The organism is Chryseobacterium indologenes (genome assembly GCF_001295265.1).
Taxonomy (GTDB): domain Bacteria; phylum Bacteroidota; class Bacteroidia; order Flavobacteriales; family Weeksellaceae; genus Chryseobacterium; species Chryseobacterium indologenes_A.
The window spans coordinates 197,889-218,479 of the sequence record NZ_LJOD01000003.1; the positions used below are offsets into that span (position 1 = coordinate 197,889).

Annotated in this window: 17 protein-coding genes; 10 read left to right on the plus strand and 7 right to left on the minus strand. The window is 37.4% G+C overall.

Going from position 1 to position 20,591, the window contains the following annotated elements; genetic code table 11:
• Positions 1-22 precede the first annotated feature (22 nt).
• Positions 23-1,213 (plus strand): ADP-forming succinate--CoA ligase subunit beta, encoded by a 1,191-nt coding sequence (gene sucC / locus AOB46_RS07000; RefSeq protein WP_062697685.1) that lies wholly within the window; start codon positions 23-25, stop codon positions 1,211-1,213.
• 95 nt (positions 1,214-1,308) lie between these two features.
• Here the strand turns inward: sucC and AOB46_RS07005 are convergent, their stop codons facing one another.
• The gene (locus tag AOB46_RS07005; protein WP_062697687.1) at positions 1,309-2,193 is read right to left on the minus strand and encodes a mechanosensitive ion channel family protein; all 885 of its coding nucleotides are present in this window, start codon (positions 2,191-2,193) and stop codon (positions 1,309-1,311) included.
• A 98-nt stretch (positions 2,194-2,291) separates the two neighbouring features.
• Here AOB46_RS07005 and AOB46_RS07010 point away from each other — a divergent pair, with 98 nt between their 5' ends.
• Positions 2,292-2,927 (plus strand): peroxiredoxin, encoded by a 636-nt coding sequence (locus tag AOB46_RS07010; protein ID WP_062697689.1) that lies wholly within the window; start codon positions 2,292-2,294, stop codon positions 2,925-2,927.
• Positions 2,928-3,025: 98 nt separating this feature from the next.
• Here AOB46_RS07010 and AOB46_RS07015 read toward each other — a convergent pair whose 3' ends face one another.
• The 3 genes from AOB46_RS07015 to AOB46_RS07025 form a co-directional block, all read right to left on the minus strand.
• Entirely contained in the window at positions 3,026-3,613 is a 588-nt protein-coding gene (locus AOB46_RS07015) for a hypothetical protein (RefSeq protein ID WP_062697691.1), read from the minus strand.
• A gap of 160 nt (positions 3,614-3,773) precedes the next feature.
• Entirely contained in the window at positions 3,774-4,289 is a 516-nt protein-coding gene (locus AOB46_RS07020) for a hypothetical protein (protein WP_062697693.1), read from the minus strand.
• A 90-nt stretch (positions 4,290-4,379) separates the two neighbouring features.
• On the minus strand, positions 4,380-6,689 hold the full coding sequence (locus tag AOB46_RS07025; protein ID WP_062697695.1) for a TonB-dependent siderophore receptor: 2,310 nt from the start codon (positions 6,687-6,689) through the stop codon (positions 4,380-4,382).
• 173 nt (positions 6,690-6,862) lie between these two features.
• On the opposite strand from AOB46_RS07025, the gene AOB46_RS07030 reads away from it, so the two are divergent.
• Complete coding sequence (locus AOB46_RS07030; protein WP_062697696.1) at positions 6,863-7,918, plus strand: Gfo/Idh/MocA family oxidoreductase; 1,056 nt, start codon at positions 6,863-6,865, stop codon at positions 7,916-7,918.
• 120 nt (positions 7,919-8,038) lie between these two features.
• On the opposite strand, the gene AOB46_RS07035 is transcribed toward AOB46_RS07030, so the two are convergent.
• A complete protein-coding gene (locus AOB46_RS07035) occupies positions 8,039-9,925 on the minus strand; it encodes an ABC-F family ATP-binding cassette domain-containing protein (RefSeq protein ID WP_062697698.1) in 1,887 nt (628 codons plus the stop codon).
• A gap of 377 nt (positions 9,926-10,302) precedes the next feature.
• On the opposite strand from AOB46_RS07035, the gene AOB46_RS07040 reads away from it, so the two are divergent.
• Positions 10,303-11,958 carry an alpha/beta fold hydrolase gene (locus AOB46_RS07040; RefSeq protein WP_062697700.1) on the plus strand — a complete coding sequence of 552 codons (1,656 nt, stop codon included), beginning with the start codon at positions 10,303-10,305 and terminating at the stop codon, positions 11,956-11,958.
• 129 nt (positions 11,959-12,087) lie between these two features.
• On the opposite strand, the gene AOB46_RS07045 is transcribed toward AOB46_RS07040, so the two are convergent.
• Positions 12,088-12,951, minus strand: coding sequence for a glycoside hydrolase family 25 protein (locus AOB46_RS07045; protein ID WP_062697702.1), 864 nt, complete (start codon positions 12,949-12,951; stop codon positions 12,088-12,090).
• A 65-nt stretch (positions 12,952-13,016) separates the two neighbouring features.
• Between AOB46_RS07045 and AOB46_RS07050 the strand changes: the two genes are divergently transcribed.
• The 5 genes from AOB46_RS07050 (at position 13,017) to deoC (ending at position 17,501) form a co-directional block, all read left to right on the plus strand.
• On the plus strand, positions 13,017-14,279 hold the full coding sequence (locus AOB46_RS07050; protein WP_062697704.1) for an NAD(P)/FAD-dependent oxidoreductase: 1,263 nt from the start codon (positions 13,017-13,019) through the stop codon (positions 14,277-14,279).
• Positions 14,276-14,947: a tRNA (guanosine(37)-N1)-methyltransferase TrmD gene (trmD, locus tag AOB46_RS07055; protein WP_062697706.1), complete on the plus strand. Its 672-nt coding sequence runs from the start codon at positions 14,276-14,278 to the stop codon at positions 14,945-14,947. Before AOB46_RS07050 ends, trmD begins: the two co-directional genes overlap by 4 nt.
• Before the next feature lie 375 nt (positions 14,948-15,322).
• Positions 15,323-16,252: an endonuclease/exonuclease/phosphatase family protein gene (locus AOB46_RS07060; protein WP_062697707.1), complete on the plus strand. Its 930-nt coding sequence runs from the start codon at positions 15,323-15,325 to the stop codon at positions 16,250-16,252.
• Between the two features lie 30 nt (positions 16,253-16,282).
• On the plus strand, positions 16,283-16,753 hold the full coding sequence (locus AOB46_RS07065) for an Lrp/AsnC ligand binding domain-containing protein (RefSeq protein ID WP_062697709.1): 471 nt from the start codon (positions 16,283-16,285) through the stop codon (positions 16,751-16,753).
• 4 nt (positions 16,754-16,757) lie between these two features.
• A complete protein-coding gene (gene deoC / locus AOB46_RS07070) occupies positions 16,758-17,501 on the plus strand; it encodes a deoxyribose-phosphate aldolase (protein WP_062697711.1) in 744 nt (247 codons plus the stop codon).
• A 53-nt stretch (positions 17,502-17,554) separates the two neighbouring features.
• Here the strand turns inward: deoC and dusB are convergent, their stop codons facing one another.
• On the minus strand, positions 17,555-18,550 hold the full coding sequence (dusB, locus tag AOB46_RS07075; RefSeq protein WP_062697712.1) for a tRNA dihydrouridine synthase DusB: 996 nt from the start codon (positions 18,548-18,550) through the stop codon (positions 17,555-17,557).
• A 200-nt stretch (positions 18,551-18,750) separates the two neighbouring features.
• Here dusB and AOB46_RS07080 point away from each other — a divergent pair, with 200 nt between their 5' ends.
• On the plus strand, positions 18,751-20,526 hold the full coding sequence (locus tag AOB46_RS07080; protein ID WP_082377034.1) for a T9SS type A sorting domain-containing protein: 1,776 nt from the start codon (positions 18,751-18,753) through the stop codon (positions 20,524-20,526).
• The last annotated feature ends 65 nt before the right edge of the window (positions 20,527-20,591 follow it).

A 20,591-nucleotide genomic window follows, 5' to 3' on the forward strand; every position in this document is an offset into this window, starting at 1 on the left:
AAAATAAAATAATAAAAATAATATGAATCTTCACGAGTATCAATCAAAAGAGATTTTATCAAAGTACGGAGTAGCTATCCAACGTGGTTTCGTTGCAAACAATGTAGATGAAGCTGTAGCTGCTGCAGAAAAACTAACTGCTGAAACCGGAGCTCAGGGCTGGGTTGTAAAAGCACAGATTCACGCAGGTGGTCGTGGTAAAGGTGGTGGTGTAAAGTTCTCTCCAAACATGGACAAGTTGAAAGAAAACGCTCAGAACATCATCGGAATGCAGCTTATTACTCCTCAGACTTCTGCTGAAGGTAAAAAAGTAAATTCTGTTTTGATTGCAGAGGATGTATATTATCCAGGTGAGACAGAAACTAAAGAATTTTATGTTTCTATTCTTTTAGACAGAGCTGAAGGAAAAAATACAATCGTATATTCTACAGAAGGAGGAATGGATATTGAGCATGTTGCTGAAGTAACGCCTCACTTAATCCACAAAGAAATCATTGATCCTGCTTTAGGTCTTCAGGGATTCCAGGCTAGAAAAATTGCTTTCAACCTTGGGCTTGAAGGAAATGCTTTCAAAGAATTTGTAAAATTCATCGGTTCTCTTTACAATGCTTATACCGGAATTGATGCTTCTCTTTTTGAGATCAACCCTGTATTAAAAACTTCTGATAACAAGATTATCGCTGTAGACGCTAAAGTAACTTTAGATGACAACTCATTATTCCGTCACAAAGATTTAGCTGAATTAAGAGATACAAGAGAAGAAGATCCAATGGATGTTGAAGCTGGTGAAGCTGGTCTTAACTTCGTAAAACTGGATGGTAACGTTGCCTGTATGGTAAACGGTGCCGGTCTTGCAATGGCTACCATGGATATCATCAAATTATCAGGAGGTAATCCTGCTAACTTCCTTGACGTAGGTGGTACTGCTGATGCTCAGAGAGTACAGACTGCTTTCGGAATCATCTTAAGAGATCCGAACGTAAAAGCAATTCTGATCAACATCTTCGGAGGTATTGTAAGATGTGACAGAGTAGCTCAGGGGGTTGTAGATGCTTACAAAGCTATGGGTAGCCTTCCGGTTCCATTAATCGTAAGACTACAGGGAACTAATGCTGTAGAAGCTAAAAAACTAATTGATGAGTCTGGTCTTCCGGTTCACTCTGCAATTACTTTAGAAGAAGCTGCAAACAAAGTAAAAGAAGTTTTAGCATAATCTAAAATTTTTAAATAAATAAGAAAACCGTTTCACTTACTTGTGGAACGGTTTTTTTGTTCTAAAACATCTGTGTGACATTCAGGAAGTAAAAATTATTTATCCTGACTTTCCGGCAGACTATTTTCTCCGGAGGTAATGCTGATGCTTGTAGGTGTTACCAGCTGAATTTTATCCGCATCAAAACGTTCTTTGATATTCAGATAAGCTTTGCTTCTTACCTGTGCCAGATTGGCTCCTACTTTTATCCAGAATTTAACCTGAAGATTGAATGAGCCCTGCTTAAGATCTGTAAAAATCACTTCTGCGGTATCCAGCTTATCAACATTATCCAGATTTTTTACCACATCAAGAAGGCCCTTCTGGGCTTTGCTGATATCTTCATCAGCCGGAATCTCAAAATTTAAAATAATTCTGCGCTGTGGCGAGGCGGTAATATTATAGAATGGGGCATTAAATACAACCTGATTGGGAATATAAGCTTTCTTTCCATCATCCGTAAGAATTTTTGTTGTTAAAAAGCCAATCTCCTGAACCGTTCCCGAATGAGCCCCGATAGTAATATAATCTCCAACTTTAAAAGCTTTGTCAATACCGATAAGCGCACCTGAAAAGATACTTGATACAAGATCTTTCAACGCTACCCCTGCAATTACCCCTGCTACCCCTAAACTTCCGATAAATTTCCAAAGGAAGCCGCTGAAGCCCATAATTTCAAGGGAAATAAAGGTTCCCATCAGCATAATCAGAAACCTGAATACACTGATAAGTGTTACCAGGGAACTTTCCTTTTGGCTTTTAGGAAAAAATTTATGAAATAATTTTACGGCAATCTGGCTTAAATATTTACTGGTAATAAGAAAAAAAGTAAATACCAGAATTCCGACAATCAGTTTCGGGGTAAGTTCGGCGAATGTTATATACCAGTTTTCCAATACCTTGTAAACCATCTCTACATAACTGAGCCCTGTTTTCTCCATGAATGAATTTTTTTTAATAAATATAGATAAATTTTCAACAAAAATTTTGCCAGTTTCTAAAAGTCTACTAAATTTGTAGACTAATAAAACGGAATATTATGTCAATTAAACTAGGAGATACAGCACCGGACTTTCAGGCAGAGACCTCATCAGGAGATATTAATTTTCATGAATTCTTAGGAAATTCCTGGGGAATTCTATTTTCCCATCCAGCCGATTATACGCCGGTATGCACTACTGAACTGGGGTATACTTCAAAACTGCAATCTGAATTTGAGAAAAGAGGAACAAAAGTAATTGCCTTAAGTGTAGATGGGGTAGAAGATCATCAGAACTGGATCAAAGACATTAATGAAACGCAGAATACGGAAGTACAGTTTCCTATTATAGCTGATAAAGACCGAAAGATTTCTGAACTCTATGATTTTATTCATCCCAATGCTTCAGCTACGGCTACGGTGCGCTCCCTGCTCATTATTGATCCGGATAAAAAAGTAAGGCTGATTATTACCTATCCTGCTTCTACAGGCAGAAACTTTAACGAAATCATCAGAGTGCTGGACTCCCTGCAGCTGGTTGATTCCCATAAAATAGCAACTCCAGTCAACTGGAAAAATGGAGATGATGTAATTGTACCACCTGCAATTTCTACAGAGGATGCTCGAAAAATATTTCCGAAAGGTGTGACAGAAATCAAGCCGTATCTGAGATATACACCCCAGCCGAATACATGATTTATTTGATTTTTTATAGTTTAGTTTTAATTTGTACGAAAGCGCCCCGGGAATATTTCCGGGGCGCTTTCAATTTTTTATTCGGTAATGTAAAATGATTATTTTACATCTCTTGCGATATCTTTAGCTTTTGAAGTAGGGATATAAATACTGAATCCTACGTTGAAAGTAATATTTGAATTTAAACCTTCGCTGCCAAATCCGGTTTGTCCCTGATATTTAACAAGACCTTCTAATCCGATATTCGGAGTGATAAAGTATGAATAGCCAGGACCTACACCGAAATCAAGCCCTGTTGTGGAATTACCGTTTTCAACAGATGACCCTCCGATACCTACGTTTCCTTCAAAGAACCAACGTCCATGATTCAATAAATTGTCTACTCCTTTTTCACCCGGAGACAGATAATAACGTCCTAATCCTCCTACTGCATAATCAAATCTTGTTGGGCTACCGTTGGTAACTTTACTTATTCCTAAATTAACATATCCTCCAACTGCAACATTATCTTCTATAAAATAAGCACCTTTTGGCTGAAGAGCGATGCTGTAGCCACCACCGGTATTTAATCCGAAATTACTTGTTAAAAGGCTGCTTCCTACCAGCCAGTTACCTTTTTGAATCTGAGCGTTAGCAGTTGTGGCTAACCCTGCTGCTAATATCCCTGCAAAAATTAGTTTTTTCATAATTTATTATTTTAATAATTAAATGTTATCATTTGTAGATTGAAGAAAAAACAATAAATGTGCCAAGATTCTTAATTTTAGATAAAAAGTCAGAATAAGTGTTAATTTTTGGAGAATGAAAATAGGAATTATTTAGTTAAATTTTTGAAGATTTTATAATTTATATGTACAGCAGAATAATCGAAATAACCAGTCCTGCAATAGTAAATTTAATTCCTCTTTTGAAGGCTTTGGTTTTAGGATTAAACATCCAGAAGCTGGAAATAACGAAGAAAAATAAAGAGATGCCGAAGAAGGTATTCAATGGGGATAAAGGTTCCTTAGACTGTGATTTATGAAGTTTTACCATTTTATCAAGTACAAAAGGAAGCTCTTTTTTAGCATATTTTGCCTTTCCGGTAGCAGAGTCATACGTTCCCTGTTTGAAATGAAGGATAGTACCTTCCGTTTTTTCCACTTCCAGTCCTTTAATCTTTAATTCTTTTCCCAACTCCTTTTCTGAAAGGTTAACCGCCACGGTCTTATCATACTTTTTCTCCTTTTTCAGAAAATCAGTATCCCTGTAAACGAGCAGTACACCACTCACCGCATAAACTGCCATAATTCCGGCAAGGAAATATCCCAGATACCGGTGGGTAATTCTCATGAAACTTCTCGTGTCTTTGATCTTGTCCATATCGTCTTATTTGTTTTTAAATTCAAAAAGCGGAAACTGCAAAAATGCAATTTCCACTTTGATGGGGTAATTATTATAATTATTTAATTTCTATAGCTTGTAAGTCAATGTGAAATAGAAGTTTCTCGGTGCGATGGGGTTTACAGAATAATTTTCATGAACATTGTAGTTCACCACATCAAATAAGTTACCCACTTTCCCCTGGATAGAGAATTTTTTCCATTCATAGCCTGCAGATAGAGTTACTGTCATATAATCTTTCAGTTCAAACATTCTGCTAACATTATTCCGGCTTATATTCGTTGATTTTGAATCATTCCATCCTGCAATTCTGTCTCCGATATAATAAATTCCGGCACCTATTTTCAACCCTTTCACATAATTGGTAAATTTATAGAAAACAGATGCATTGGCTGTTGTAGCCGGAGTTCTTACGAGTCTCTGGTTTTCAACATATCCTTTTTCCGGAGTGCTGGTATAAACTGTATTGTTGTATGAGAAACCTCCGATGATGGAAAGGTTCTCATTTGGATTTCCGGTAATATCCAGTTCAACCCCGCGGCTTCTGGTTTTTCCGGCGAACTCTTTTAGATTGTTGTCCGGTGTCTGCGGGCTTCCGGCAGCATCAAGATAAAAATAGTTTTGATAGGTGTTATTGTTGTTGATCTGATATAACGTTAAATTAACAGCAAGGGCATTATTCCAGAAATTTTTCTTAGCTCCGATTTCATATTGATCAATAGTAGTAGGTCTTATGGCTTGTTTAGAAAGAAGCCTTACTCTGTTAGCTACATCATTCGCGGTTCCGCTAGTATTAAGATTGTCAATTTCATTGGACATATATCCTGCATTGGCAGCAAATGAATTGGTATAGGTTGCAAACACAGATAAATTGTCGTCCGGCATATACACCAAGCCGATTTTTGGAGATATGGCCTGATCTGAAGTCGCTGAATTAGGAGTTTCAGTTTTTACACTGGTTCTGAACTTGGTATTGAGGGTTGGCATATTCTCAATATAAGACCAGCGTAAACCTGCAATCACTTTAAATTGTTTGGTAAGGCTGATGAAATCCTGAACATAAACTCCGATCCTTCTTGTATTGATACGGGTTTTATCCGATTTTTCAGCTGCCGGAATACTTCCGCTTGCCCACGTAGCCGGATTGTCCAGATAAAGAAGGTCTCCACTGTTTCCGTTAGTCCCGTAAATATAATTTGAACCATAGGTAAGTCCGTTGGAAGGGTTATAATATGTATAGGCATCTGCTGTACCATAGTCGGCATCCGCTCCCATCAGAATCTTGTGACTGATCTTTCCGGTGTTGAACTCACCATTAATATTAGCCTGTAATGAAGTATAGTTCTGTTCGTTATAAGTTCTGTTAAGAGGTCTTTTCCAAGCCAGTCTGTTGCCAGAAGCATACTCCCACTGTACCCTTTCTGTAGAGAAATAGTCTTTGGTATAATTCTGATAAGAAGCTACCGTGCTTAATGACCATTTTTCATTGAACTGATGATTAAAAGTAACATTGGTAGAAACCTGCTCTACATTCTGATATTGCCAGTCTGCTCCTAAGAATGCATTTCTTGGCAGCTGAGTAATCAATGAATAGCTTTTGTCTCTGTTAGTAATTGTTCCCAGACCAAAATCCGGAGTGAAATTATTTTTTAAATAATCTGCCTCTACAATTAATTGTGACTTGGGACTGATGTTAAATAAGAAAGATGGGTTGAAATAGTATTTTTCAGATTCTACCACATCTCTGAAGCTTTCAGCATGTTCATAAGCACCATTAATCCTGAAGGCAATATTTTTAGACAACGGGCCATAAATATCCACAGTTGGCTTATAAGAATTCCAGCTTCCTGCATTCATCCCAATATTTCCCCCGAAATTAAATTTAGGCTTCTTGGTAATCATGTTGATTATTCCTCCGGCTGCCGTATTTCCGTAAAGCATAGCATTTGCTCCCTTCAGAACTTCCACTCTTTCCAGACCGCTTACCTCAGGGAAGACCCCACTGTTAATTCTTGTACCGTTTTTAAACATGTTATCATTCCCCAGAATATAGCCTCTCCCTCCAAAACTGTCCTGAGAGTTTCCTCTTGAAGAAGTAACATACATTCCGTTTACATTCTGAAGAACATCACTTAACTGTTTGGCCTGCTGCTGTTCAATAATTTCATGCGTTACAATAGCAATCGGCTGCGGATTCTCCATTACCGTCAGGTTGGATTTTGTAGATAAAGCCCTTGCCTGGTTCGGATTCCCGGTTTTATGAAGGTTAATGTCTTCAATAGTCTGTGTTCTGATGGTATCTGCTTCAGCATTTTTTAGCTGTGCACCCAATGAAACGGCGGTAAATAGCAGACCTAAGGAAAGTAGTTGTCTTTTCATTTTATTTTTATGTAGAACAGATTTAAATAAGGCGCAAATGTAAGTATTTGTTTAGAATAGTTAAAAATAATTTCATGATTTTTATCATCTATTGGGAATGTGAGAAATACCCTATTGCTTTGATAGACTGGTAATTTGAAGGATATTGAATATCTTTGCTGAAAATTATAAATATGCAACTGGTAAAAGCAGGTCTCTGTGCTTTCGGAATGAGCGGTAAAGTATTTCATGCCCCTTTTTTAAAAGAGCATCCCGGATTTTTTATTTCCGGTATTGTTGAACGAAGTAAAGAAGATTCTAGAGAAAAATATCCACAGGCAACGATCTATCGTTCCGTGGAAGAAATGCTTCAAAATGCCGAGATAGAAATGGTCATTATCAATACACCTGTTCAGACCCATTATGAATATGCAAAAAAAGCGCTGGAGGCCGGAAAAAATATCATCGTTGAAAAGCCATTTACAGTAAACGTTGCAGAAGCAGAAGAGCTGGTGAAACTGGCAGATGAAAAAGGACTGTTTGTAAGCGTCTATCAGAACAGAAGATTCGACCGTGATTTTCTTCAGGTACAAGACATCCTGAACAGTGGAAGGCTGGGTGTCATTAAAGAAGCTGAAATCCGTTTCGACCGCTTCCGCACCACTCCAAGCGGAAAGCAACACAAAGAAAATCCACAACAGAGCGGTTCCGGTTCACTGCATGATCTGGGTGCCCATCTTGTAGATCAGGCTGTACTGTATTTCGGGTATCCGGAAAAACTTTTTGCCGATGTATTTTCCATGAAAGGTCCCGAGTTTGCCAATGATTATTTTGAAATAATATTGTTCTATAAAAACGAACTTCGGGTAAGGCTGAAATCATCAGTTTTTACTAAAGAGGCTCACTACGCTTATGCCATTCATGGTGAAAAAGGAAGTTTCCTTCAGGAAAGAACCGACAATCAGGAAAATGAACTGGCAGCCGGGGCAATTCCTGTATATGGGGAAGAATGGACTGTTGCATTAAAAGAGCAGGACGGTATCCTGAATTTTTTTAATGAAAACAACGAAACTGAAAGAGTATTAACCCTGAGTAAGCCCGGAAATTACATGGATTACTATCAGCAGATCTATGAGCATATTGTATTTGGATATGCATTGCCTTCTCCGGGAAAAGAAGTAATAGATAACATGAAGATTATCGATGCTGCCCTGATAAGCACAAAGGAAGGTAAAATTGTTGAGCTGTAAAACTGGAAAACCTGAACGCAGGAGGATTATAATTATAAAATCCTCCTACGTTTAAGAGTGTATAATAAAAAAATGAGGTTAATTCTATGGTTTTACATAGGATTTGAACAGGTTCTGAATTTATAATAACTCCTGAAGTTCCAACCATCTCATTTCATGATCTCCAAGTTTTTCAGAAACAGTTTCCAGTTCAGCAGAAAGCTTCGCTACTTTTTCATAATCTGTTTCATTATTCAGCAGATCCAGGATTTTAGAGCGCTGGTCTTCCAGCTCAGGCATTTCTTTTTCAATCGTTTCCAGTTCTCTCTGTTCCTTAAAAGTAAGTTTTCTCTTCTTCGGATTGGAAATGTCTGCAACAGGAGTTGTTTCTTTAACCGGTTCAGGCTTTGATGCTGCATTTTTTTCCAAAGCTTCTTCACGGCTTCTGGCTTCTCTGTATTCTGAAAAATTACCTACAAAATCCCTGATTTTTCCATTCCCTTCAAAAGCCAGAACATGATCTACAATTCTGTCCATAAAATAACGGTCGTGAGATACAATGATCAGTGACCCCTGGAATTGTTGCAGGAAGTTCTCCAGTACCGTAAGCGTTGGAAGGTCAAGATCATTTGTAGGTTCGTCAAAAATCAGGAAATTAGGATTCTGATAAAGGATATACATCAGGTGCAGTCTTCTTTTTTCTCCTCCGGAGAGTTTGGAAATAGGAGAGTACTGCGTCTGGTCATCAAACAGGAACAACCTTAAAAACTGTGAGGCAGACAGGCTTTTTCCGTTGGCCAGAGGGTAAAATTCTGCAATTTCTTTAATAAAATCAATAACCCGTTCATCCTCTTTATAGGTAAGTCCTTTTTGTGAAAAATACCCGAAAGATATTGTTTCTCCCGTTTCTACTTCACCCTTGTCGGCCTTTTCATATCCCTGGATAATATTCAGAAGGGTAGATTTTCCGGCACCGTTTTTTCCGATGATACCTATTTTTTCACCGCGTTGAAACTGGTAACTGAAGTCTTTCAGCAGAAGCTTATCACCAAAACTTTTATCAATATGCTTAAGCTCAAGAATTTTCTGGCCCAGACGCTTCATTTCAAAATCCAGTTCAAGACCTTGTTTTCTGGTATCGGTCTTGGCTATTTTTTCGGTTTCATAAAAAGAATCAATTCTGCTTTTTGATTTGGTAGTCCTGGCTTTTGGCTGCCTGCGCATCCATTCCAGTTCTTTCCGGTAAAGATTGTTGGCCTTGTCAATGGTTGCATTAAGATTTTCCTCACGGATCATTTTATTTTCCAGATATACCGCGTAAGAGCCATTGTGGAGATAAAGATTCTGATCTTCCATTTCCCAGATAATATCGCAGACGCTGTCTAAGAAATAACGGTCGTGAGTAACCAGCAATAAGGTGATTTTTGCTTTATTGAGATAATTTTCAAGCCATTCAACCATTTCCACGTCAAGGTGGTTGGTAGGTTCATCCATAATCAGCAGGGTGTGTCTGTGCTCAGCTCTGGTTTCTGTTAAAAGCTTAGCCAGGGCAACACGTTTAATCTGCCCTCCTGATAAAGTTCCCATTTTAGCTTCCAGATCTGTGATCTTCAGCTGGGAAAGAATCTGTTTCATTTCATTTTCCAGATCCCAGGCCTTATGAACCTCCATATCAGCTAATGCCTTTTCAATAAAAGCAGAGTCTGTAGAATGTAAAGATTGGTGATAATTCTTTAAGGCCAGAATAGGTTCAGAATCCAAAGTCATCATAAATTCCTCAATGGTAAGATCAGGGTTGTACTCAATTTCCTGATCAAACAGGACAACCTGGATATCTTTATTAATGACTACAGTTCCGCTGTCTGCAATTTCCTTACCCATCAGTATTTTAAGAAGGGTAGATTTTCCGCTTCCGTTTTTGGCAACAATAGCTATTTTATCTCCTTCATTGATGTGGAAAGAGATGTTTTCAAACAAAACTTTGATGCCGTAAGATTTGGTCAGGTTTTCTGCAGAAACGTAATTCATTGGAATGTAATGGTTTGGTTTTGATTTTAAATTCAGCCGCAAAAATACGAAAATGTAGCTAGAAAACTTTTAAGTAAGGGAAAGTGAATCGGTATTTGTCTTGGCTCTTCCATTGTATTTTAATCTTGTTTTATCATTTGATTTTATGACGGTTTTCATATAGATATACCGGAAATAGCTTCAAGCTTTCTTTCTTCCGGCTTCCCGCTTTCTTTGGTTCTTTAACCAGAACTCAGTTTATTTTTATCTGTTTTTTAGAATAGTACCCGTAAATAAGGGATTTTTACAATAAATTTAACTAAACTCATAAGAAATTTAATAATGTATTATGATTAACAAATCCCGGAAATAAGGAATTTTGCACCAAACTTTTAAACATGAAAAAATTAAACGCTTTATTTCTTCTTTTAACCGCTTATGGCCTCAATGCACAGGTAATTTCCGGCAGTGTAATTTCTAAAAATGAAAATCAGCCGGTTCCATACGTAAAGATCGGGATAGAAAAAGAAACTATAGGGACTATATCAGACAATAAAGGTAGCTTTTCCATTGATCTTTCAGGAATGGATCCTCTGCACAAAATACGGATAGAAGTTCCGGGTTATGAAACTTATATAGAAACCGTACAGGATTTTAAAAAGCAGAATCCGAAAAAAATTCTTCTGAACGAAAAAGTCAAATCCATCAAAGACGTTGTTATTAAACCTAAAAAACTGGTAGATAAAAACTGGGGCGTCAATACCAAAACCAAAAGCGTTTTATATTTCGTGAATCCGGCAGGGAATAAAGATAATTTTCTTGGAGAGACCGCTTTGGAATTTAATGCAAAGAAAAGATCAAAGATCAAAAATATTAACCTGAATATTGCGCGTTATATTTCTACAGAACCGGTGGTAATGCGCTATAATATTTACAGTGAGAAAAACGGTTTTCCGGATAAAAATATCCTGGATGAAGAAATTACGGTTCAGCTCACTGAGGATATGATAAAGGACGGAACTTTTACTGTGGATGTAAATGAGCATAATATTTGGGTGCAGGGAAAGTTTTTTATAGGAATTCAGTTTTTAAAAGAATTTAACGGAAGCCTTAAAATAAGTGCAGCTTTGTTCAGAACAGGATTTATGAGAAAGTTTTATGGCGACTGGACAAAAATGACGCTTGCAGCTCCGGCTATTAATATTGATGTAAAAATGGATAAAAGCGGAAAAGATACAAAAGATGATGACGGCAGCTATACAGATGATGGTATTGAACAAGGGTGGCTTGCTGATAATTCAAAAAATATACAGGAAGCAGATCAGTCCATATACGGGAAGAATGAATCGGCAGGAAAATACCTGAAATTAAAGGATACAGATCTTTATTATGAGGTATACGGCGAAGGTGAACCTTTGGTATTGCTTCATGGAAACTCCGGGAGTATAAAGGATTATTACCAGCAGATCCCGGTTCTGTCCAAACAATATAAAGTAATTGTAGTGGATACAAGAGGGCAGGGGAAAAGCAAAGATGCTTCCAAAAAAGATTTTACCTATAAATTGTTTGCAGATGATGTAAAAGCATTAGCAGATGATCTGAAACTCGATAAAATTAATATCGTTGGCTGGAGTGACGGAGGAAACACAGGATTGGAGTTTGCCTTGAAATATCCGGATCGTCTTAATAAGCTGGTAACCATCGGAGCCAATGCTTTTCCGGAAGGCGTTGAAAGTAAACTTATTGAACGGTTCACCAGTCAGATGACACAGCTGAATCAATTGGCCCCGGCTGAAACATTCAATGAGCGCAGGCTTTTAAAAATTATGCTTACAGAGCCCAACATCAGAAAAAATGATTTAAACAGGATAAAAAGTCCGGTTCTTGTTATTGCAGGGGACAGAGATGTGATTAAGGCAGATCATACAGCGTTTATCAGCCAGCAGATTCCGAATGCTGAAATGAAAATTTATAAGGATACAACCCATATGGTGCCCTATGAAAGACCGGATGAACTGAATGCGGATATTCTGAATTTCCTCGGTAAGAAGTAAATGATGACAGGAAAATAGAAACCGCAAACCTTTAAGGGGTTGTAAATTTTAGAAAGTCTCTTTCATTAATAGCCTTAATCTATTGATGAAAGAGGCTTTATTGGTTATAGGTACTTCTGTAGCTTCCTTTTAATCCAGCGTCAGCATCTTTAAAGACCATGAACTTCCGTTATAAATATCAAGGTCTACTTTAGTGTTAATCCCATGAACGATTCCGTTTTCAGTGAACTGCCAGAAATCCCAGTTCCCTTCAGGAGTAGGAGACGGCACATCATTGTAATTGGCAAGCCAAAGCGGATAATCATCAAATTCACCTTTCAGAAAATCTTTATAATAATGATAATAGGTGTAGATAATAGGCTTTTCGCCATATGTTTCTTCTATAATCCTGCACCATACTTTAAGATCTTCAATAAGCTTTTTATTGGTCTTGCGTTTGGGGATCTTCTCTATATCTAAAATAGGAGGAAGGTCTCCGCTTTCCAGCTTTACATTATCAAGAAAATTATTGGCCTGAATGATTGGATCTTCATCCGCCCTGTAAAAATGATAGGCACCCCGGATCAGATTATGTTTTTTAGCCTGTTCCCAAAAATCTCCAAAATGTTTATCAGCATTCCGATTCCCCATAGTAGCGCGCATAACCACAAATTCCAGCGGAATTGTTTTATTCCCGATACTCAGGCTGTCCCATTTTATATCCTCTCTGTTCTGGTAGTGGGAAATATCGAAACCATACGTTTTATCCAGATTGGCGGTCAGAATTTTCTGAATTCTTAGTGTTTCCCTTTCACTGTTGTGAAGCTTCTTATGACTGAATTTATTAAAGTATAAAGCGTAATAATAGCTGATGGATTGTTTCAGATAAAACCCTGTTCCTATTAAAGCGATGATTAAGATGGCCAAAATTACTTTTCTGCGGAAAAAATAGTTCTTCCGCCTGTGTCCGTGTACCTTTTTGGCAGTTTTTTTGGTATACTTCTTCGGTGTCATAAAGTTTTGCAAAACTAACTTTTTTCACCTCTAAATGCTAAATAAAATCAGTAAATTTGTGTATTATGGAAACACGCGAAAAAATCATCATTATAGGAGGAGGATTTGCGGGGCTGCAGCTTGCAAAAACATTGAATAACAAGAATAAAAAAGTAATGGTTCTGGACAGGGTGAATCATCATATGTTTCAACCGCTTTTTTATCAGGTTGCTTCCGGAAGGATAGAGCCCTCCAATATTTCTTTCCCGTTCAGAAAGATTTTTCAGCGGTCCAGAAATACGCAGTTCCGTATGACAGAGGTGAAAGAAATTGATCCTGTACACAACAAAGTAATCACGGATGAAGCAGAATTCACCTATGATAAGCTGATCATTGCAACGGGCTGTAAAACCAATTTTTTCGGAAATAAAGAACTCGAAGGAAAAGCCTTCGGAATGAAAAATACCCAGGAAGCTATCGGAATCAGAAACCATGTGCTGATGACCTTTGAAAAGCTAATTCTTGAAAAAAGCCGCAGTGATGACGGAAACTGGAATATAGTGATTGTTGGCAGCGGACCCACAGGAGTGGAACTGGCCGGTGCTTTTGCCGAAATGAAAAAAGAAATCCTTCCAAGAGATTATCCTTATATGAACTTTGACCAGCTGAAGATTATCCTGGTAAGCTCCACAGAAAAGCCGCTTGCCGTAATGAGCAGCGAAGCCCAGGATAAATCTGAAAAATATCTTAAGGATCTCGGAGTAACCTTCATGAGCGGAGAAATTGTAACGGATTATGACGGAGATAAAGTCCATTTGAAAAGCGGGAAGTCCATTCCTTCTAATAATGTAATCTGGGCTGCAGGAGTAACAGGAAATGTTGTTGCGGGTTTTCCGGAAGAAAAACTGGTCCGTAACAGGTACATTGTAGACCGGCACAATAAAATAAAAGGGTACGATAATATTTATGCTATCGGGGATATTGCCTATATGGAAACCCCTAAATATCCACAAGGACACCCGCAGGTTGCTAACGTAGCAATTAATCAGGCAAGAAATCTGGGGAAAAATATTTTAAAGAAAAATCCGGGAGAATGGAAAGAGTACGAGTATGATGACAAAGGATCTCTGGCTACCATAGGAAAACACAGAGCGGTTGTTGATCTGCCTTTTATAAAATTTCAGGGTTTTCTGGCATGGTATTTCTGGATGTTTCTCCATTTAATGCTAATTTTGAGCGTCCGAAATAAACTGGCCATATTCTTTAACTGGATGTGGAGTTATTTCAACAAAGATTCTTCTTTAAGATTAATTATTATACCTACTAAGAAAAACGGAACATTACAATGAGAATTGATATAATAAGCGTACTTCCTGAATTAATGGAAAGTCCGTTTAAGACTTCTATTTTAAGAAGGGCAATGGATAAAGGTTTGGCAGAAGTACACTTTCACCACCTGAGAGACTGGGCAATCAATAAGCACAGGCAGATTGATGATGAGCCTTACGGTGGAGGTGCCGGAATGGTAATGATGGTAGAGCCATTGGATAAATGTATTTCCGAACTTAAATCTCAAAGAACCTATGATGAGGTAATTTACCTTACACCGGACGGAGTAACTCTGAACCAGAAAATAGCCAATACCCTTTCAATAAAAAATAACCTGATTTTTCTCTGCGGTCATTATAAAGGAATTGACCAGAGAGTACGGGATCTTCATATCACAAAAGAAATTTCAATCGGTGATTACGTGCTGACAGGAGGAGAGTTGGCTGCCTGTGTGCTGGCAGACTCCGTAATCAGGCTTCTTCCCGGAGTTTTAAATGATGAGCAGAGTGCTCTAACCGACAGTTTTCAGGATGATCTCCTGTCACCGCCAATTTATACAAGACCGGAAGTTTACAAAGGGCTGGAGGTTCCTAAAGTTCTTTTAAGCGGAAATTTTGCACAGATTGAAGAATGGCGTCATGAGGAAGCCATAAGAATTACTCAGGAAAAACGTCCGGATTTGCTTTAAAAATGACCGCTAAATTCTTCATTTAGGTTCTTTTTTTTCACATTTTTAATAAGTTATATCTTGAACGGAATGAGAATTAATGTAATTTGAAAATCGTAGAAAAATATTAATATAGTTTGTTATTACTTGTTATTTTATTCTTATTATTTTGAATTGTGTATCTTGTTTTATTCTCTGAATATTGGATGTTAATTGAAAAATATTAATAAATTAAAGTGTTTATCATATTTTAATTGATTTTTTAAATTTAATTATGATATTTTTAGCATAATATTAATATGAAAATATTATAAATAAATTAATAGAATTTGAAAAAAAATAATAAATTTACGTCTGAAAAGTGAGTGGCAATTTTAAAGATAGCAATTAGTGCAGATGGAGGTGTTTTCTTTTTATAATGTCGAAAATTTATTTTTGCCCGATCCCACCCCTGTTCATAAACTAGATCCCACCAGATCTGGATTAAGAAATTGGGATGAGAAAAGATACAGAAATAAACTTTTTAAAATTTCACACGTTTTTCAATTGATGAAGGAGAAAAATGGTGTTCTGCCTTTTATCATAGGATTATCTGAAGTTTCCGGAAGGAAAGTTCTGGAAGATCTGGTAGAAATGGAACCCTTTAATTCTGAATATGGAATCGTTCATTACAATTCCATGGATGAAAGAAAGGTAGATGTAGCCATGTTATATGATAAAAAGAAAGTAGAAATAATAGATTCAGAAACTATTACTTTCTTCTTCGAAATAATAAAAAAAAACACACAGAATTACGATACAACCAGAGACGTACTTTTTTCAAAAGTAAAGTATAAAGGAACTTTTATTAATGTTTTTATCTCTCACCTTCCCTCTAAGAGAGAAAAAGATATTAATAAACCCAAAAGAGCTTTTATATTGAACGAGATCCGGCAGCGGATCATGAAACTGGTACATGAAGAAAAGGAACATGTAGTGTTGTGCGGTGATTTTAACGAAAACCCGGATGATGAAAATTTAGTAAAAATTCTCTATGACAACGAGCATGAGAAGGTTTTGATAAACCCTTTTCAGGAGTTGTTCTCTACAAGAAATTATTCTACTTTTCATTATAAATCAGGCCTGTTGTACGATCAGATTATTTTATCAAAATCTTTTTTTGATAATAATGTTCTGACTTTTCAGAATGCTCAGGTATTCAATTCTGAAAAAATAAGCAGCCGGACCAGATACTTTGAAGGACGCCCTTTCCGAACCTATGCCGGTACCCGGTATTTGGGAGGATACAGCGATCACTTTCCGGTTTTTGTCACATTTGAAAATTAAGCAAAAACATAAATAATAAAAAAGTAGAAAATGAAAAATTCAAGCAACACAAGTTATCATTTAGATTCTATCGACAAAGAAATTATCTACATGCTGATGGATAATGCTAAGACCTCTTTAGCACACATCTCAAAAAATGTAGGAATTTCTACAACAGCGGTCCACCAGAGAATCAAAAAACTTGAACACGCGGGTGTTATCGAAAATTCGATTTCGTTTCTGAATCCTAAGAAAATAGGATACAAGGTCATTTCATATATTGGAGTGTTTCTGGATCAGCCGAGTCATTATTCAGAAGTCGTGAAGTCTCTTCAGGATGTTAATGAAGTAGTGGAAGCCCACTACACTACAGGGAACTATACCATCTTCCTAAAAGTTCTTTGTAAAGATAATGACCACCTTATGCAGATACTTAATAAACTTCAGAAGCTAAAAGGAGTGACAAGAACAGAAACTTTCATATCTTTGGAGCAAGGTATTTACAGACAACTGAAAGTATAACGATATGAACATTGCACAATATTTGGATTCAACCTATTTGAAAACACCCGCCCACTCGGGTAAATCAAATGAAGAAACATTACTTATCAATAAAGATCTTGCGCAAGTAGCGATAGATAATGGGATTTTTGCCGTCATGATCCGCCCGGATTATGTAGCGGAAATTAAAAAGTATATTCAGGAAAGGAATGCAAATGTTGTGGTGGGAACTGTTATTGGTTTTCATGAAGGAACATATTCTGTTGACGAAAAACTTGCTGAAGCTTCTAAAGCTATTGCTGACGGAGCAGATGAACTTGATTTTGTAATCAATTACAGTGCATATCTGAAAGGTGATTTGGATCTCGTAAAAGATGAATTTGTAAGATGTACTCAGCTTTGCCTGACTCATGATAAAATTGCAAAATGGATTATAGAAATTGCAGCTTTAACTGATGAGCAGATCGCTGATCTCACTAAACATATTGCTGATTGGGCGGAAGAAAATTTCCAGGAAAATGACCTTGTACATATCTTTGTAAAATCCTCTACGGGATTTTATGAAACAGCGGACGGAAAACCTAACGGAGCCACATTTGAAGGTATCAGAATTATGCTTGACAATGCCGGAAAACTTCCCGTGAAAGCGGCCGGAGGGGTAAGAACTCCCGAAGATGCTGAAAAAATGATCAGCATGGGTGTGAAAAGAATTGGAACCTCTTCAGCTCTGGCACTGATTAAAAATCAAACTTCATCAGAAGGATATTAAAAGAATTTTTAGAAAAAACAATAAACCATCAGAAATCCTGATGGTTTATTGTTTTATATCTGTGGCTGATATTCTTCGTAGAACTGTTGGGTTTCCTTAATTAAAGCATCCATCTCTTCCAGGGTAAATACTTCAAGGAATTTCTTTCTGAACTCTTTGAAGTGAGGAATTCCACGGAAATAATTGCTGTAATGTTGTCTCATTTCCACAAGTCCGAGTCTTTCCCCTTTCCATTCTGCACTCCATTCCGCATGCTGGCGTACGGCTAAAAGTCTGTCTGAAATAGAAGGTTCAGGAAGATGTTCACCCGTTTTAAAGAAATGCTTGATTTCATTAAATATCCATGGATATCCAATAGCCGCCCTTCCGATCATAATTCCGTCACAGGCATATTTTTGTTTATATTCCAAGGCTTTTTCAGGAGAATCAATATCACCGTTACCGAAGATAGGGATTTCAATATTAGGATTTTGTTTGATTCTGGAAATATGTTCCCAATCTGCCTCTCCTTTGTACATTTGCGCACGGGTTCTGGCATGTATGGTTAAAGCTTTGATACCGGTTTCCTGAAGACGTTCCGCCACTTCATCAATATTGATGCTGGTGCTGTCCCATCCCAAACGGGTTTTTACGGTTACAGGAAGGTGGGTAGAGCTTACCACAGCTTTTGTAAGACGTACCATAAGGTCGATATCCTTCAGAACTCCTGCTCCTGCTCCTTTGCAAACCACTTTTTTTACAGGGCATCCGAAATTGATGTCTACCAGATCCGGATTAACCGTTTCCACAATCCTTGCAGACATGGCCATAGCTTCTTCGTCTCCCCCGAAAATCTGGATCCCTACAGGTCTTTCGTAATCAAAAATATCCAGCTTTTTTCTACTCTTGATAGCATCACGAATTAACCCTTCCGAAGAGATAAATTCAGAATACATCAAATCTGCACCATGCATTTTACATAATCTTCTAAACGGTGGATCGCTCACATCCTCCATCGGTGCAAGTAAAAGCGGAAATTCCGGCAGTTCTATATTGCCAATTTTTATCATGGTGCAAATTTACAAAATTCTATTGTATGTCCTGATAGAGTTTATAAGTGGATATTATTCGAATATATCAATTTAGTTAAAAAGTCTTATTTTATTAGTGTTTTGGTGTTTTTGATGTCTTTTTTGTGGTTTGTTTTCATTTCAAATGGAGTTTCGTTAAATAATTTACATATATTTAATGTGAATAAAATAATATACTTATGAGAAAAATTCTATTTTGTTTAATGACGAGTTTTGCCGTTGCGGGTCTTCACGCACAAGTAAGCGTTGCCGCAACAGCAGGTACAACAACAGGAAGCTATACCACATTAAAAGGTGCTTTCGATGCTATTAATGCAGGAACACATCAGGGAGCTATTACGATCAGCATCACCGGGAATACTACAGAAACAGCAACTGCTGTACTGAATGGCAGTGGAGGTGCCGTAAGCTATACATCCGTTTTGATTAAGCCTGGAACAGGTGTTACGGCTACTGTTACCAGTGCAGATACTGTGGCAACTATTAAGTTAAACGGTGCCGATAACGTAACGATTGATGGAAGTAATAATGGTACAGCTTCAAGAGATTTAACGATCAGCAATACGTATGTTGCTACTACAGGTACTACACCAGTGGTCCTTTGGGTATCGTGTACAGCGACAGACGGAGCTGAAAATGTTGCTTTAAAGAATATTAATTTTGCCGGATCCAGTCCAACAGGAACGGTAGGTGCAATTATTGTATCCGGAACAACCTTAGCAGCAGCTGAAGTACCTAATAATAATTTCTCTGCGGTGAATAATACTTTTGTGAGAGCTCAGAATGCTATTTTTGCCATAGGAAATGCAACCAATACAGATACAGGATTTATCATTAAAAACAATGTTATTGGCTCTACAGTAGCAGCAGATAAAATGCTGTACAGAGGAATTGCCGTACAGAATGCCAAAAACTTTGAAGTAAGCGGAAATACAATCAAAGGAGTTATGTTACCGGCAACTTCTACCAACCCAGCTCAGGGTATTTTAATTGGTGCAGCATCAACAAACGGGAGTATTTTTAATAATAGAATATCGGATGTTAAGAATCCTAATACTACAGGATATGGAGCAGTCGGTATTTATTTGAATTCTTCCAATGCGGCAGCCAATATGCTGGTATATAATAATGTTATCAATGATGTTGCCGGTTATGGTTATGCTTCAGGGGGAGGCGTGAATGATAATGGGAATGGTATTTTCATTAATCAGGGGGCTGGCTATAAAATCTATTACAATACTGTGGTAATGGATACCAATCAAAATGTTTCAGGAAGGCCGTCAGCATTTAATGTTGGAGCGGGGGTAACCGCCGCAGGTGCCGTAGATGTGAGAAATAATTTATTTATCAACAAGCAAACTCAGGCTGGAGAAAAATATGCCATTTACTCAGGAGCTGCCAATACCGTATTTTCCAATATTAATTACAATGATTACCATTCATCGGGAGCCAATCTTGGATATATAGGCTCTGCAAGAGCTGCTTTAGCAGATATCCAGACAGGATTTGGAAGTAATACCAATTCTATTAATGTTTTGCCTGTATTTGTTTCGGCTACAGATCTGCATTTATCAACAACCGGAAATACAGCGCTTGATAATAAAGGAACTCCTGTAGCTGGGGTAACTTTAGATGCCGATGGAAATGCACGAAATGTTTCAACACCAGATTTAGGAGGATATGAATTTACAGCAGTTATTCTGGCGACTCAGGAGACGGCAAAAGGCAGCAAAATCAGCTATTATCCAAATCCGGTTATAGATTATTTAACAATTACGAATGAGGCTAAAATCAGGAATATTGAAATTTACAATGCAACGGGACAAAGAATAATGAATGAAGCAGTAAATGCAGAAAAAGGTTCCGTTGATATGAGAAAATTATCTCCGGGAATGTATATCCTGAAAGTGAATTCAGATAAAGAATCCCAAACCCTCAAAATTCTTAAAAGATAAATTTTATTATTTTGAACTTTAATATAATCCCCCTGAATCACAAGAGTCAGGGGGATATTTTTTAA

Excerpts from the sequence above, each read along its gene's own strand:
- AOB46_RS07010 (WP_062697689.1), top strand. The coding sequence starts at position 2,292 with ATGTCAATTAAACTAGGAGATACAGCACCGGACTTTCAGGCAGAGACC.
- sucC (WP_062697685.1), top strand. The coding sequence starts at position 23 with ATGAATCTTCACGAGTATCAATCAAAAGAGATTTTATCAAAGTACGGA.
- AOB46_RS07020 (WP_062697693.1), bottom strand. The coding sequence starts at position 4,289 with ATGGACAAGATCAAAGACACGAGAAGTTTCATGAGAATTACCCACCGG.
- AOB46_RS07030 (WP_062697696.1), top strand. The coding sequence starts at position 6,863 with ATGCAACTGGTAAAAGCAGGTCTCTGTGCTTTCGGAATGAGCGGTAAA.
- trmD (WP_062697706.1), top strand. The coding sequence starts at position 14,276 with ATGAGAATTGATATAATAAGCGTACTTCCTGAATTAATGGAAAGTCCG.
- AOB46_RS07065 (WP_062697709.1), top strand. The coding sequence starts at position 16,283 with ATGAAAAATTCAAGCAACACAAGTTATCATTTAGATTCTATCGACAAA.
- AOB46_RS07060 (WP_062697707.1), top strand. The coding sequence starts at position 15,323 with ATGGAGGTGTTTTCTTTTTATAATGTCGAAAATTTATTTTTGCCCGAT.
- AOB46_RS07080 (WP_082377034.1), top strand. The coding sequence starts at position 18,751 with ATGAGAAAAATTCTATTTTGTTTAATGACGAGTTTTGCCGTTGCGGGT.
- dusB (WP_062697712.1), bottom strand. The coding sequence starts at position 18,550 with ATGATAAAAATTGGCAATATAGAACTGCCGGAATTTCCGCTTTTACTT.
- AOB46_RS07035 (WP_062697698.1), bottom strand. The coding sequence starts at position 9,925 with ATGAATTACGTTTCTGCAGAAAACCTGACCAAATCTTACGGCATCAAA.
- AOB46_RS07015 (WP_062697691.1), bottom strand. The coding sequence starts at position 3,613 with ATGAAAAAACTAATTTTTGCAGGGATATTAGCAGCAGGGTTAGCCACA.
- AOB46_RS07045 (WP_062697702.1), bottom strand. The coding sequence starts at position 12,951 with ATGACACCGAAGAAGTATACCAAAAAAACTGCCAAAAAGGTACACGGA.
- AOB46_RS07005 (WP_062697687.1), bottom strand. The coding sequence starts at position 2,193 with ATGGAGAAAACAGGGCTCAGTTATGTAGAGATGGTTTACAAGGTATTG.
- AOB46_RS07040 (WP_062697700.1), top strand. The coding sequence starts at position 10,303 with ATGAAAAAATTAAACGCTTTATTTCTTCTTTTAACCGCTTATGGCCTC.
- AOB46_RS07025 (WP_062697695.1), bottom strand. The coding sequence starts at position 6,689 with ATGAAAAGACAACTACTTTCCTTAGGTCTGCTATTTACCGCCGTTTCA.
- deoC (WP_062697711.1), top strand. The coding sequence starts at position 16,758 with ATGAACATTGCACAATATTTGGATTCAACCTATTTGAAAACACCCGCC.
- AOB46_RS07050 (WP_062697704.1), top strand. The coding sequence starts at position 13,017 with ATGGAAACACGCGAAAAAATCATCATTATAGGAGGAGGATTTGCGGGG.